The 14,039-nt window shown below is 34.5% G+C and carries 12 protein-coding genes; 6 read left to right on the top strand and 6 right to left on the bottom strand.

Features of this window, described 5'->3' with window-relative positions:
- Positions 1 to 12 precede the first annotated feature (12 nt).
- The 3 genes from AO58_RS0104495 to AO58_RS0104485 form a co-directional block, all read right to left on the bottom strand.
- Positions 13 to 2,796: an outer membrane beta-barrel protein gene (locus AO58_RS0104495; RefSeq protein WP_024980557.1), complete on the bottom strand. Its 2,784-nt coding sequence runs from the start codon at positions 2,794 to 2,796 to the stop codon at positions 13 to 15.
- 214 nt (positions 2,797 to 3,010) lie between these two features.
- Entirely contained in the window at positions 3,011 to 4,000 is a 990-nt protein-coding gene (locus AO58_RS0104490) for a glycosyltransferase family 9 protein (RefSeq protein WP_051536616.1), read from the bottom strand.
- Positions 4,001 to 4,136: 136 nt separating this feature from the next.
- Complete coding sequence (locus tag AO58_RS0104485; protein ID WP_024980555.1) at positions 4,137 to 4,742, bottom strand: DUF4254 domain-containing protein; 606 nt, start codon at positions 4,740 to 4,742, stop codon at positions 4,137 to 4,139.
- Between the two features lie 86 nt (positions 4,743 to 4,828).
- Here AO58_RS0104485 and upp point away from each other — a divergent pair, with 86 nt between their 5' ends.
- Positions 4,829 to 5,482: a uracil phosphoribosyltransferase gene (gene upp / locus AO58_RS0104480; protein WP_024980554.1), complete on the top strand. Its 654-nt coding sequence runs from the start codon at positions 4,829 to 4,831 to the stop codon at positions 5,480 to 5,482.
- A gap of 210 nt (positions 5,483 to 5,692) precedes the next feature.
- On the opposite strand, the gene AO58_RS0104475 is transcribed toward upp, so the two are convergent.
- Positions 5,693 to 6,622: a DUF6427 family protein gene (locus AO58_RS0104475; RefSeq protein ID WP_024980553.1), complete on the bottom strand. Its 930-nt coding sequence runs from the start codon at positions 6,620 to 6,622 to the stop codon at positions 5,693 to 5,695.
- Between the two features lie 147 nt (positions 6,623 to 6,769).
- On the opposite strand from AO58_RS0104475, the gene AO58_RS0104470 reads away from it, so the two are divergent.
- Positions 6,770 to 7,000 carry a DUF6341 family protein gene (locus AO58_RS0104470; RefSeq protein WP_024980552.1) on the top strand — a complete coding sequence of 77 codons (231 nt, stop codon included), beginning with the start codon at positions 6,770 to 6,772 and terminating at the stop codon, positions 6,998 to 7,000.
- Positions 7,001 to 7,081: 81 nt separating this feature from the next.
- Here AO58_RS0104470 and purD read toward each other — a convergent pair whose 3' ends face one another.
- Positions 7,082 to 8,356, bottom strand: a complete 1,275-nt coding sequence (gene purD, locus AO58_RS0104465; RefSeq protein WP_024980551.1) for a phosphoribosylamine--glycine ligase — start codon at positions 8,354 to 8,356, stop codon at positions 7,082 to 7,084.
- Between the two features lie 153 nt (positions 8,357 to 8,509).
- On the opposite strand from purD, the gene AO58_RS0104460 reads away from it, so the two are divergent.
- The 4 genes from AO58_RS0104460 (at position 8,510) to AO58_RS0104445 (ending at position 12,675) form a co-directional block, all read left to right on the top strand.
- Positions 8,510 to 9,829 carry a phenylacetate--CoA ligase family protein gene (locus tag AO58_RS0104460; RefSeq protein ID WP_024980550.1) on the top strand — a complete coding sequence of 440 codons (1,320 nt, stop codon included), beginning with the start codon at positions 8,510 to 8,512 and terminating at the stop codon, positions 9,827 to 9,829.
- Between the two features lie 65 nt (positions 9,830 to 9,894).
- Entirely contained in the window at positions 9,895 to 10,389 is a 495-nt protein-coding gene (locus AO58_RS16935; protein WP_255211329.1) for an ORF6N domain-containing protein, read from the top strand.
- Between the two features lie 7 nt (positions 10,390 to 10,396).
- Positions 10,397 to 11,491 carry a non-hydrolyzing UDP-N-acetylglucosamine 2-epimerase gene (wecB, locus tag AO58_RS0104450; protein WP_024980549.1) on the top strand — a complete coding sequence of 365 codons (1,095 nt, stop codon included), beginning with the start codon at positions 10,397 to 10,399 and terminating at the stop codon, positions 11,489 to 11,491.
- The gene (locus AO58_RS0104445) at positions 11,491 to 12,675 is read left to right on the top strand and encodes a glycosyltransferase family 4 protein (protein ID WP_024980548.1); all 1,185 of its coding nucleotides are present in this window, start codon (positions 11,491 to 11,493) and stop codon (positions 12,673 to 12,675) included. Before wecB ends, AO58_RS0104445 begins: the two co-directional genes overlap by 1 nt.
- On the opposite strand, the gene AO58_RS0104440 is transcribed toward AO58_RS0104445, so the two are convergent.
- On the bottom strand, positions 12,672 to 14,021 hold the full coding sequence (locus tag AO58_RS0104440; protein WP_024980547.1) for an exopolysaccharide biosynthesis polyprenyl glycosylphosphotransferase: 1,350 nt from the start codon (positions 14,019 to 14,021) through the stop codon (positions 12,672 to 12,674). The two genes, AO58_RS0104445 and AO58_RS0104440, sit on opposite strands and share 4 nt — an antisense overlap.
- Positions 14,022 to 14,039 lie beyond the last annotated feature (18 nt).

Genomic DNA, 14,039 nt, shown 5'->3' with positions numbered 1-14,039 from the left:
TTAGCAAGTAATCTATTTTTTCTCTATTTCACCTTTATTTTTAAAATTCCAGGTAAAACCTATCATAGCATATCTTTTTAGCCTATCGTTTTGTTCCTGACTAATGGTATTTCCGAAAATATTTCTTTGTATACCTATGTTTTGATTCAAAATATCGCGTACCATAAAATAGGCCGTAAATTCGTCGTTTTTAAAAGTACGTTGTAATCTAGCGTTCCACAATTGATTGGTTAGATTATCTTGAAAATCTACCGTCTTTTGTCTTGTATTTAAACTATAATCAGTAGATAGTTTCCATTTTTCGGCAAAATAAACGCCCATGTCTAAGCTCAAAGCATTAACGTTGAACGATTTAATTTCACTGTTTTGGGTAGTACTGTTTCGATTATAGGTAAACCTATTGCTTACAGTAATATCGTATTGCTTTTGTTTGGACTTGTTTAAATAAATCGAAAATCCGGTATTTAAATTCTCAGCACTACCTAATTTTTCATTAATACTTTGGGCTGTTTTATTAAACCCAAAAAAGGGACTGAAATCAGCTCTGACATCTATTTTCTTGAGTTTTAATCCGTATCCTAAATAAATATTCCCTGAGAAATTTCCATTAGAATTAATAGGTTTAGAAATGGTTTTAGCTGATTCTGGATCGACTATACTACTATAAATAATAGCATTTGTCGTTGTGTTAAAATAAAGTCCTTGATAAAATTGAGTTTCCGTCAACATATCATAACTATGTTGGAATATTTCTATTTTATTTGTAAAAGATTGCTTTAAATCCGGATTCCCTAGTGTTTGATTAAAAAAATCTTGATTATTTCTTAACGGTTGCAATTGATCAAGAGTAGGCTGAATGGTTGATCCTTGATATTTAAACCTTAAGTTGCTATTGCCTTTATACTTGAATGAGAAACTTGCAGAAGGAAAAAAGTTAGTATAGTTGCGTTTGTATTGTTTTACCATCGTTTTATCAAACAAATCAAAAGAAGTAAAGCCAAAACCACTTCCTACACTATAATTGAATCTTTTAGCATTGTAACTCAATTTTAAATTGGGTCTGTGAGTAATTATTGCTTGATCAAATTCATTCGACAATGAAGCAACCAATTGATCATACTTTCCTGTATTTGCTGAAAAATCATAGGTATAAAAGTTGTTTTTCCCTGTATCATAAGCAATTTGATAAGCGAACTGAAGGGAGAATTGTTTAGCAATAGGTTCTGAATAACTAAAACTAGCTGAAAAATTTTCATTGGTTCTATCACCAATTTTATTTTGATTTATATCATTTTTTGTATCAAAAACACCATCGATATAACTATCATTTGAAGATTTTAAAAAATTATTAGAGTTGGTACTCAACATATTCCAACTACTATTTACAGCAAACGTTCGACGCGGTTTAGCAAATTTATGTTTGAACAAAATACTTGTAGACAATGCAGTTTTATCGGAATTTGTGATGAAAGCACGCTGTTGTTCATTCTTCAATATACCACCATTTCCTGTTGTAATTCCTTTTTTAAAGTCATCACTTTCGGTATCATAAAAATTTGAGTTGGCTGTAATTTTCAAAGAATTTACTGAATCTAATTTTACATCATAAATAGCTTTGAGTTTAAAATTGCTTCTATTTACGTTTGTTACTGTCGATTCATCCACATTCAATTGGGTTTCTCCAACTTGTGTTTGAGAAAATCTACTATTATTATTAGTATAAATTTGCTTATTGAATTTTGGAGATACATTCAAATTTTGTTTCTCATTCCACTTATTAGAGTATTGTACTCCTGCATTCGTGTTTTTGATAAATCCATTTTGAGAATCTACGTAAGGCTCATCATCATTATTATCTCCTGCCCATTCATAATTTACATTACCATCATCATCCATGTTCATACTAAAACTGTCATCGCGAGATCCAAATTTTTCACTATCCTCCCAACCTAGTCCATCTTGACCAGTATTCCCGTTTAGTAAAAATGCAGATAGTTTTCTTTTGCCTTTAAAACTACTAAACATAAGATTAGTATTGTATCGTGAATCAGCAGCTGTAAATGGCTCATTGGCCCCATCTATCTTACCAAAATAGCCTTTTTTCTTATCCTCTTTTAATTTTAAATTAATTGTTTTTTTGGTGTTACCATCGTCAATTCCTGTAAATTCGGCTTGATCACTTTTCTTATCAAAAACTTGTACTTCTTTTACTGCATCGGCTCGTAAGTTTTTTACCGCCATACCTGGGTCATCTCCAAAAAATTCTTCACCATCTACCAAAACTTTTTGCACCGTTTCACCCATAGCTTTTATGGTTCCATTTTTATCTACTTGTATTCCAGGTAATTTTTTTAAAAGCTCTTCTACGTTTGCGTTTTCACTAACAACAAAATCACTTGCTCTGTAACTGGTAGTATCCCCTTTAATTCTGATCGAACCGGTTTTTATAACCACTTCACGGAGTAGTTCTATCTTGCTTTTCAAAGCAATCGTTTCCAACTTATTTTCGTTTTCCTTAATAATTATAGGGTCTACATAATCGGCATATTGATAATGTGAAGTCATCAGGATATAGTTTCCTGCTTTTACATTTTTAAAATTAAAATTTCCCTTTTTATCGGAACGGGTAAACTTATATAAAATAGAATCTACGGGAGTTAATAAAGCAACAACTGAATTGTAAACGGGTGCTTTTTCATTTCCATCGGTTAGAGTACCCGAGAGATGTGATTGTTGAGAAAAGACTGGAAATGAACATAAAAACAAAATTGTAATTAATCCTGTAATTCTTTGCATAAATAGTTTCTGTTTAATTGTATTAAAATTTCGCGAATAACAAAGCATGCCTTATAACTACTCTATTCGCTTTAATTTAACTTCTACTTGTAAGAGCTAACTCACAATGAGCCAAAATAATGTTTTTAACACTAATTAACCAAAGACTATTTGTTAAAATATTAATAAATTATTCCTTCCATAAAACACTAAGAATGCAACTTAATTTACTTACTTATAGCAATTTCAAAGCTTTTAAAATAGAATCAACAGCAATCGTACGCATAGCGTCTTCATAGCCTTCTACTTTTTTATTGCCATAGACCGAAGTAGGTAACTTTGGAAATAAATTTCTATCCGCCAACAAGGCATTTTCTAAAGGTTGGTTAAAGGGCGAAAAACCAGCATAAGGATGGGTTGCTCCCCAAAGCGTAATGACTTTTACGCCCAACATCGCGGCTATATGTGCATTTCCAGAATCCATAGACAACATCACGTCAAGGTTACTAATCAATTGTAGTTCTTGTGTAAACTTTATTCTTCCTGCTATGTTAATTACATTATCAAATGGTTTTGCCAAGGTATCCAATAGCTCCGCTTCTTTTTTCCCTCCACCAAAAAGCAAAATAGTTTGGTCTGGATTCGCTGCTAATTTTGCGATGACTTCCTCCATTAAGTCCAAAGGATAGACTTTCGATTCATATTGTGCAAAAGGAGCAATACCAATTAATTTTTTAGACGGATTGCCAATGATTTTCAAGATCTCATCGGATAAAACCGCTTTTTCAGGAAAAATAGGATTGGATAAATCTAAAGTAAAACCCAGTTCTTTAAAAACTTGGCGATGTCTTTCAAACATCGTGGTCAGGGGTTTGAAAACCTTATTTTCAGGACGTGTTAGGGCTTTTTTGCCAGCTCTGCCTTTATCTACGGCTACCACTTGTTTTCCAGATATCCTAAAAAGGGTTCGCACGACCTGAGAACGAAGTACATTGTGTAAATCTACGAAAGCATCTATTTTAAGCGAATGCAACTCACGAAAAAGACGTACTAGCCCCAAAAAACCTTTGTGTTTTACTTTTTCGTCAAAAGCAAAAAAAGTAAGGTTGGGAATCTCTTCAAAGAAAGGTTGAAAAAAAGGTCGAGAGACCATTGTAATTTTTACTTTGGGATACTGCTGAGCAAAAGCACGAATAACAGGAACGGTCATCGCCACGTCTCCCATAGCCGAAAGTCGGATAATCGCGATATGTTGAATTTTTTTTGACAATAGAACTAAGGCATTAAAAAACCATTAAGAAAGTAAGTTCATAAAGCTTGGCTAAATTTTCTTAATTTCTTAATGGTTCCATTATTTTGTTTTATTTCTTATTTTGATACAAAACAGGATTTAAATCATCGTCGTTGTACATTTTCATTTGCTTGTACACTTTCATGAATTTGTCACCGTTTTCAATATCTTGCAACAAATCGTCGATGGCTGTAGACAAATCAGTTCTTTGTTCTAAAAGAATATTTAACTTGGTTTGACAATTGTCTCTGTGTTCCTGAGAAGCTTCAGCACGAGTCGCTTCTTCGTTCATATGATAAATTTTCAAAGCCAAAATAGATAAACGGTCAAATGCCCAAGCTGGACTTTCAGAATTGATTTTTGCTGAATCTTTTACCGCTACACCGCTGTATTTTTGAAGAAAATAACTATCGATGTATTCTACCATATCGGTACGTTCTTGATTCGAAGCATCGATTTTTCTTTTCAAAGTCAAAGCTGCAACTGGATCGATATTCGGATCACGGATGATGTCTTCATAATGCCATTGTACAGTGTCAATCCAGTTTTTCAAGTATAATAAATGTTCGAATTTTTCTTTTGGAAATGGATTGTTTATAGGTTGATCGACGCTATCAAATTGATGATAATCTTTGATGCTTTGCTCGAATACGGAATACGCTAATTTTGAAAACATATTTATAAATTTAAAAGACAAAGATACTTTTTATACTTTTATACCATAAAAAATATCAATAAAATTCAAATCCAAATTCGAATCTCATGCAAATTCATAATTTATCAGAATCCAATAGTGTTTTAAATCATTTTTTGGCACAAATTAGAGCTGTTGATGTTCAAAAAGACAGCATGCGTTTTCGAAGAAATATAGAACGCATTGGCGAAATCATGGCCTATGAATTGAGTAAAATTCTTCCCTATGAATCCGTAACTATTCCAACGCCTTTGGGAATAAAATCAACAACAGCTATAAAAGATCCTGTGGTTATTTGTTCTATTTTAAGAGCGGGATTGACCTTACACAATGGTTTTTTGAACTATTTTGATGCCGCAGAAAATGGATTTATTTCTGCTTATCGTCATCATCCGAATAATGATGATTACTTTGATATTTTAGTCGAATACCAAGCCATAGCCGACATTGATCAAAAAACCGTAGTATTAGTGGATCCGATGTTGGCCACCGGACAATCGATTGTAGCTGTGTACAAAAAAATAATGGCGACTAAAAACCCGTCGTCGGTTCACATTGCGGTGGTTATTGCTGCGCCTGAAGGAATTGCTTACTTAAAAGAACATTTGCCAAGCAATTGTCATTTATGGGTGGGCTCTATAGACGAAAAGTTAAACGAAAAAAGTTATATCGTTCCTGGATTGGGTGATGCTGGCGATTTGGCCTATGGCGTTAAATTATAAAACGCAATGCTATTGGATGCAACCTTTTGCGTTAGGGATTACTTCACTCATACTATTTTCATAGGAATTCAGTGAACTTCGTTTGCAGTGAAAATCCTTTTTGAGGCTTTTTCTACCTCAAAAAGATTGTAACGTAAGAGCCCGACCCTTGTGGTAAAGCCCAACTATTGAGATTAAAAAAATATATGGTTTGGTATAGCGTTAAAGGAATTATACTTGCGTGAAAAAAAGTACCAAGCTGCATAGCATTAACACTCCTAATATCATTTCTTGCTTTAACTTTTGTTGAAAAACTTCTAATGCGTTGTTCGCCATTATGGACAATGGTGCGAAAGTAAACAACAACAACTCGTTATTCTTGCCAGGCGACAGAAAAAAAACAGCCAAAGCCAATACAAAAAATGCAATGATTTTTTTATAGGAACTATGTAGTAATTGTGGTTTACTACCATAAGAAAACAACATGATTACCAAGAAAAAAAGGGCTATAGTAACCAATATAGAAAAAGCCCAATTTTGATAAATGTTGGTGAAATAATTCAGAGAAAGATCCACATACAACTTGTCTAGCCAAAATTCTTGAACGGTAGTTTCTTGAATAGTGATGAAAACCAAAAAACCAATAGACACGGCTAACAACGCAATAAATGGCACCACCCAATTTCTATAATCATTGGAAACATGAAAAAATACGGAAATAAAAACCAACAACAGCAACAATATACACCAAGGTTGAACGATAGAGGCCAACAATATCCAAAGTGACGCATCAAATATTTTTTCTTTAGCTGCTTTCAAGGACTGTAATGAAAGTAAGCGACGAAGGCCGAGAAGCAATAACAAATTAGTTACAACAAGCTTTAGATTATTGAATATCGAGGGTATAAAAAGAAGGAACAAAAAGAAAAATAAAACCGTGTAGGTACTGTCTTTGCTCAATCCGTTCTTTTTAGAAATAAAATTGGTAATAAAAAGTGTGCCTATCAAAAATAAGAATACAAATACTTTTTCTGTAATCAATACTACAGAATTAAGGCTAGCTATTTCTTGAGATTGATACACTAAAAAGAAAAACAACATCAATATTGCTACTAGCGAATAATTTAATGGAGTAGATTTTTTAAAAACACTTGTAATCATAAGGATATTTTATACTTTTGTGACTGTAAATATAATACATGTTTAAAAAACGAAGGACGCAAGCGACCAAAGATTATTAGAATATTTGATGGACCAGTTTCTTTCAAACTAACAAAACCAAAATATATTATTAAATATCATACTATTATGAAAGCATTTTTTGAAGCCATACAATTTTTATTTGTAGACATTTTATTAAAACCATTGGATTGGTTACGTGATTTAGAGCTTATTTCTTGGTTTGGTGCCAACACGATCAACTGGGTATTTATGATCATTTGTGCTGCTGCCATGGTGTATTGGATCAAGCAATTACAAATTTTTGATGAAGCAGGAACTGAAAATCAAGACACAACAGCACATTCTTTCTTAAAATAAGAACCGCTTCTTTTTTTAAGATCTAAAATAAAAAAAGCCCAGTAGTTATTGACATTACTGGGCTTTGTTGTATCATTATTTCTAGATCAAATCGAATCCGATGTCTTTTCTATAATTCATTTTCTCGAATTGAATTTTAGATACATTGTCATAAGATTGCTGCAAAGCTTCTTGAAAATTGTTTCCGTAAGAAGTAATGGCCATTACTCGACCACCATTAGTAACAACAGCTCCGTTGTCTAATTTGGTACCCGCATGAAAAACAATAGAGTTTTCAACTTTTTCTAATCCTGAAATTACTTTCCCTTTCTCGAAATCTTCTGGATAACCTCCTGAAACTATCATCACGGTAGTAGCGCTTCTTTCATCAACTTCTAAATTGAATTCGTCTAGTTTTTCATTGGCTACTGCCAAAAACAACTCCACTAAATCTGACTTCAATCGAGGAATAACAACTTCTGTTTCTGGATCCCCCATACGAACATTATACTCAATCACAATCGGTTCGTTATTCACGTTAATCAAACCAATAAACACAAAACCTTTGTACGGAATGCCATCTTTTTGCAAACCAGCAATGGTAGGTTGTACAATTCGCGTTTCAATTTTTTCCATCAAAACATCATCTACATAAGGCACAGGAGAAACCGCTCCCATTCCGCCAGTGTTCAATCCCGTGTCCCCTTCACCAATGCGTTTGTAATCTTTGGCGGTGGGCAAAATTTTGTAGCTTTTACCATCGGTTAATACAAAACAACTCAATTCAATTCCGTCCAAAAATTCCTCGATAACTACTTTTGAACTTGCAGCGCCAAATTTTTGACCTACCAACATGTTACGTAATTCGGTTTGGGCTTCGGCTAAATCCTGAATAATTAAAACGCCTTTTCCAGCAGCTAATCCATCGGCTTTAAGAACGTATGGCGGTTGAAGTGTCGCTAAAAATTCGCACCCTTTTTCTACTGTTTCGGCTGTAAAACTATCGTAAGCTGCAGTAGGAACTTGATGCTTCATCATGAATTCTTTAGCAAATTCCTTACTTCCTTCTAGTTGTGCTCCCACTTTTGATGGGCCAATAACAGGGATGTGTTTTAAATCGGCATCATTCAAAAAGAAATCATACACGCCTTTTACTAATGGGTCTTCTGGCCCTACGACTACCATTTCTATGTTTTCTTTTATCACTACGGCTTTGATGGCTTCAAAATCTGTAGCGCTAAAATCTAAATTGGTTGCTATCGTTGCTGTTCCTGCATTTCCAGGCGCCACAAATAGCGTGTCACAAAGTGGACTTTGAGTCATTTTCCAAGCAAAAGCGTGTTCTCTTCCGCCGGAACCTAATAGTAAAATATTCATGTTGTAGTGGTTTATTGTGTTGATTTTTCTCCTTTTAAAGAAGTGATGCAAAAATAATTGCTTTTGAACGTAAAAAATAATTTAATTGTAAAAAGTTCGTGTATATCTACCGATGCCCACTTAGATAGTTTATTTTTGATAAAATTTTATGCAATGTTTCGTCTTTTTAATTTAACCCTTCGACTTAATGGTTTCCCAATTCGTGAAGCAGAATTGGAATTGGATACCATTTTTAAATTATCCGATGCCGAACACCAGGTCTTTTTAGCCAAAAAAAAGAAGGAAATTGTGGCGTATCATATAGAGAACAATGCTTTTTATAAAACATTGGTTGGCAAAACAATCATTGAAAACTGGAACGATTTACCTGTTTTGAACAAACATCATCTTCAAAAACCATTGGCAGAACGTTTGTCGAAAGGCTTTACAACCAAAAATGTTTATCTCAATAAAACCTCCGGCTCAAGTGGAACTCCTTTTGTTTTTGCCAAAGACAAATACGCCCATGCGCTAACTTGGGCATCGAATATTACACGATTCGGTTGGCACGGTATCGATTTTAACAGCTCGTATCAAGCCCGATTTTACGGCATTCCGATGGATTTTTTGGGGTATAGAAAAGAACGACTCAAAGACTTTTTGAGTCATCGCTATCGCTTTCCGATTTTTGATTTATCGGATACCATTTTAGAAGGATTTTTGAAACCATTCGAGACCAAAAAATTCGATTATATCAATGGCTATACTTCTTCTATTGTTTTGTTTGCCAAATTTTTACAGCAAAAAAACATAGTGCTCAAAACGATTTGTCCAACGCTGAAGGTGTGTGTAGTCACTTCAGAAATGCTTTTCCCGGAAGACAAAACCTTATTAGAAAAGCAATTTGGAATCCCAGTAGTTAATGAATACGGTGCCTCTGAGTTGGATTTGATTGCTTTTCAAAATCAAGATGGAGAATGGCAAGTCAACGCTGAAACCTTGTTTGTAGAAATTTTGGACGAAAACAATCAAGTGGTTCCGAATGGAACTCCTGGACGAATTGTGATTACTTCTCTTTTCAATAAAGCGCATCCTTTTATTCGCTATGACTTGGGTGACATTGGTGTTTTGGATAAAAAAAGCACTCCAAAAAAACCTATTCTCAAACAACTAATTGGGCGAACCAATGATGTGGCTCAATTACCAAGTGGAAAAAAATCACCAGGACTGACTTTTTATTATGTAACCAAAAGCATCATAGAAGACGACGGTACTATCAAAGAATTTATCATCAAACAAACCCAAATCGATTCGTTTGAAATTGAATATGTAAGCCAAACCGATTTGACCACAGCACAAATTCAAAAAATTGAAAGTGCGATAGCCTTGTATTTAGAAAGTGGATTAATTTTTAGTTTCATTCGAAAAGAAAAACTTGAACGGAGTCAACGTGGCAAATTGAAGCAGTTTACTTCATTTTTAAAAAGTAAATAAAATCGTATATTTGTGTTTTCAAAAGAGAACCTATGACTATCAATTAGCTACTTTCGGAAGAAACTATTGCTAACAAAATATACTTTATCCGTAACCAAAAAGTGATGCTGGATCGTGATTTGGCTACACTTTACGGGATTGAAACTAGAGTTTTAAAGCAAGCTGTAAAAAGAAATATATCACGGTTTCCAGAAGATTTTATGTTTGAGCTTACTAAATCAGAGTTTGAAAATTGGAGGTCACAATTTGTGATCTCCAATTCGGATAAGATGGGCTTGCGCTATTTACCGATGGCTTTCACCGAACACGGTGTTTTAATGTTATCGAGTATATTAAAAAGCGATAAAGCCATTCAGGTGAATATCCAAATTATGCGCATCTTTGCCAAAGTAAGACAAATGCTTTTGGACACTACGGAGCTAAAAATAGACATCCTGCAGATTCAGAAAAAACTAGAAAATCACGACAAGAATATTGAATTGGTTTTTTCGTATTTGGATGAGTTGACTGAGAAAAAAGAGAACGAACCAAAGAAAACAACGATTGGGTATAAAAAATAGACAAAAAATGAAAATCACCATAATTGCAGGAGCAAGACCCAACTTCATTAAGATTGCACCGTTAATAAAAGCAATCGAAAAAAAACAAAAAGAAGGATACAAAATATCGTATCGGCTAATTCATACCGGACAGCATTATGACAAAAATTTGAGTGATACTTTTTTTGAAGAACTAAATATTCCAAAACCTAATGCAAATTTAGAGGTAAAAAGTGGTTCGCAAGCAGAACAAACGGCAGCCATCCTAATCGCTTTTGAAAAAGAAGTCATGGCCAATCCTTGCGATTTAGTATTGGTAGTGGGCGATGTCAATTCGACGATGGCTTGTGCGATTGTCGCCAAAAAACAAAATAGAAAAGTAGCACATGTTGAAGCCGGAATTCGTTCTGGCGATTGGACCATGCCCGAAGAAATCAATCGCATTGTAACCGATAGCATAACCGATTATTTCTTTACAACTTCCACTTCAGCATCTGAAAATTTATTAAAAACTGGTGTCGATTCCTCTCAAGTTCATTTTGTGGGCAATGTGATGATAGACACTTTATACCAAAATTTGAATCGGATAAAGGAACCTGCTTTTTGGAAAGAATTTAATTTAAAAAATGGAAATTATATCATTCTTACGCTTCACCGCCCTTCCAACGTGGACGAAGAACAATCGCTAATTCAATTGCTTTTGGGCATTGATAAATTAGCTGGTGATAAAAAAGTAATTTTTCCGATTCATCCTCGAACCAAGGCTATTTTGGGAGAAAGAAATTTAGATCTAAAAAACATTCTTTTTGTGGAGCCACAAGGTTATTTGAACTTTATGTTTCTCATCAAAAATAGTTTTGCTGTGATTACGGATTCAGGCGGAATTTCAGAAGAAACAACCGTTTTGGGCATTCCGTGTTTTACTATGCGAGACAACACCGAACGTCCCGAAACCCAAACCATTGGCACAAATACTTTGGTAGGAACTTCTATAAAAAATCTAGAAAAGCACTTTGAAGCGTTTTTAAACAAAGAAAGTACTTCTAAAAAAACATATGGAATTCCTGAGCTTTGGGACGGAAAAGCTTCGGAACGAATTGTTGCTATTTTACTTCAAATCTAATGAAAGACATTCTCATTATATCCAATTATTATCCGCCAGAAAAAGGAGCCGCCGCCAATAGAATTGAGCAATTGGCTTTGAAACTGAGTCAAAATAATTATAAAGTAACGGTTCTTTGTCCTTTGGGAAATTACCCAAAAGGCGAATTATTTCCTGAGTATAAAGGTAAATTTTCGGTTGTAGAAAACAGGCAAAACATTACCGTCAAACGTCTTTGGATTTATCCGAGTGTAAGCAAAAACATCTTCAAGAGAACACTCTCAGTTTTATCGTTTTCGAGTATGCTTTTTTTGAATCTACTCTTCAAAAAAACACCTCAAAAAGTCATCGTACAATCGCCTCCGCTCTTGCTTTCGTTTGTCGCGGTTTTGGCACTTTGGATTACTCGAAAAACCATTCTCTTGAACGTTTCCGATTTATGGCCCACCGCTGCCATTGAGCTAAAAGCAATAAAACAAGGAAGTGTTTCACACAAGGTTTCCTTGTTTTTTGAACGTTTTATTTATGCCAAAGCTGGAGTGATTCTGGGACAATCGAACGAAATTATCACGCATATAAAAGAACAATTTCCAGATAAAAAATGCTATTTATATCGTAACTTTCCCGATCACCAAAGGGAAGAAACTCAAATGGATTCCAATGTAAACGAACCCATTAAATTGTTTTACGCAGGATTATTAGGTGTTGCCCAAGGGGTTTTAGAATTGTGCCAAAAAATAAAGCTAGAGGGACTCAACGTCGAATTACACATTTTTGGAGATGGTGCCGAAAAACTAGCACTTGAAGACTTCTTGGAAAAAAATCCTGATAAAAAAATAATTTTTCATGGAATGCTAGATCGTCACCTATTACACGAAAAACTAAAGAGTTTTGACATTGCAATTATTCCTTTAAAAACAAGAATATATGGTTCCGTTCCTTCCAAAATTTTTGAATATGGTGCTTTAGGATTTCCCGTTCTCTACTTTGGTGGCGGCGAAGGCGAAACCATTGTCCATGAAAACAAATTAGGTTGGGTGGCTCCGGTCGGTGATTTTAAAAACTTGAATTCGGTTTTAGTCAAAATTTCAGATACTGGAAAGTCCAACATTCAACTGATGAAAAAAGAAATATTCGCCACTGCCCAAAAAGAATTTGATTTGGAACAACAAATCCAGCAATTAATAACTGAAAATGTAATTTAATATGCCTTCTCTTCGCCTTTGATGGTGTTGAAAATCGTCATGAAAATGATTTTGATGTCCAACAAAATTGACCAGTTTTCCATATAAAAAATATCATATTTCACTCGGTGAATGATATCCGTTTCTTTTTCTACTTCGCCGCGATAGCCTTTGGTTTGTGCCAAACCTGTAATGCCGGGTTTTACAAAATGACGCACCATAAACTTATTGACGCGTTGTGCATACATTTCGGTGTGACTCACCATATGCGGCCTTGGTCCCACTACCGACATTTGTCCGAAAAAAACATTAATAAATTGAGGCAATTCGTCAATGCTGGTTTTTCGTAAAAATCGTCCCACCCGAGTAATTCTTGGATCGTTTTTAGAGACTTGTTCCAAATGAGCTTCTGGATTGACGTTCATGGAGCGGAATTTATAACAATTGAATTCTCGATAGTTAAGTCCATTCCTTTTCTGCACAAAAAACAAAGGTCCTTTGGACTCTAGTTTGATGATAATTGCTAAAATTGGAGTAAGCCATGATAAAATTCCGATGATGACGAGCGAGGAAAAAACAAGATCAAAACCTCTTTTGATAGCTTTATTCAAATCGCTATCTAAAACAATAGTTCGCAAAGATATCACAGGAATATAATCGTAATAATCGAAGACAAAGTTGCGAGAAAGGATTTGTTTTTCGTTGGGAATAAACTTCAAAGTCTTCAAATTATTATCGGCAAAATCAACCAAATCAGATATTTGTTTCTGGCTCAAGTCGTCCATCGCGCAGTACATCTCGTCGATTTTATGGATCAAAACATACTCACAACTTTCCTTAATATGATCTTTACGATGATGTTCTAAGTCGAATACTTTTTTTAATACATAACCATAATCTGGGTTTTCGGTAAAAAAATGTTGCAATGGCGCAATATTTTTGGGACTACCCAAAAGGACCACTTTTCTAAAATTGCCTCCAAAAAGTACTCTGAATTTTTGCAGAAAATAGTAAATCGCCAACTTAAAAAACAACACCACCGCAATGATAATTGAACTAAAAAAGAGCGTCTTTTGAATACTTGCACTAGGGTTATTGATAAAAATAACGGCTAACGAAAACAGTGAAAATAGCATCCACTGCTTGAAAGCGCAATTCAGAATAGCAATAACTTTAGTATACCGATATACTTCATAAAATCCTAAGGTCGATGCAATAACCAACCAAGCCACAATTAAGGCAATAATACTAAACGATATGATAGGTAAATCGGTACAATAAATAGCCGCTACTAAAATGATTCCGCAGTCCAAAACATAGGAAAAGGGTCGAATATATCCTGAATATCTACCGGTTTTGGTCTTCACTGATGATGAAAATGAGCT

It is taken from the genome of Flavobacterium succinicans LMG 10402, assembly GCF_000611675.1.
Lineage (GTDB): Bacteria > Bacteroidota > Bacteroidia > Flavobacteriales > Flavobacteriaceae > Flavobacterium > Flavobacterium succinicans.
This window is presented reverse-complemented; position numbering and strand designations above follow the sequence as displayed.

Coding starts and splice junctions, on each gene's coding strand:
- AO58_RS0104445 (WP_024980548.1), top strand. CDS start 11,491: ATGAAAGACATTCTCATTATATCCAATTATTATCCGCCAGAAAAAGGA.
- AO58_RS0104485 (WP_024980555.1), bottom strand. CDS start 4,742: ATGTTTTCAAAATTAGCGTATTCCGTATTCGAGCAAAGCATCAAAGAT.
- AO58_RS0104490 (WP_051536616.1), bottom strand. CDS start 4,000: ATGGGAGACGTGGCGATGACCGTTCCTGTTATTCGTGCTTTTGCTCAG.
- AO58_RS0104495 (WP_024980557.1), bottom strand. CDS start 2,796: ATGCAAAGAATTACAGGATTAATTACAATTTTGTTTTTATGTTCATTT.
- AO58_RS0104470 (WP_024980552.1), top strand. CDS start 6,770: ATGAAAGCATTTTTTGAAGCCATACAATTTTTATTTGTAGACATTTTA.
- AO58_RS0104475 (WP_024980553.1), bottom strand. CDS start 6,622: ATGATTACAAGTGTTTTTAAAAAATCTACTCCATTAAATTATTCGCTA.
- upp (WP_024980554.1), top strand. CDS start 4,829: ATGCAAATTCATAATTTATCAGAATCCAATAGTGTTTTAAATCATTTT.
- wecB (WP_024980549.1), top strand. CDS start 10,397: ATGAAAATCACCATAATTGCAGGAGCAAGACCCAACTTCATTAAGATT.
- AO58_RS0104460 (WP_024980550.1), top strand. CDS start 8,510: ATGTTTCGTCTTTTTAATTTAACCCTTCGACTTAATGGTTTCCCAATT.
- purD (WP_024980551.1), bottom strand. CDS start 8,356: ATGAATATTTTACTATTAGGTTCCGGCGGAAGAGAACACGCTTTTGCT.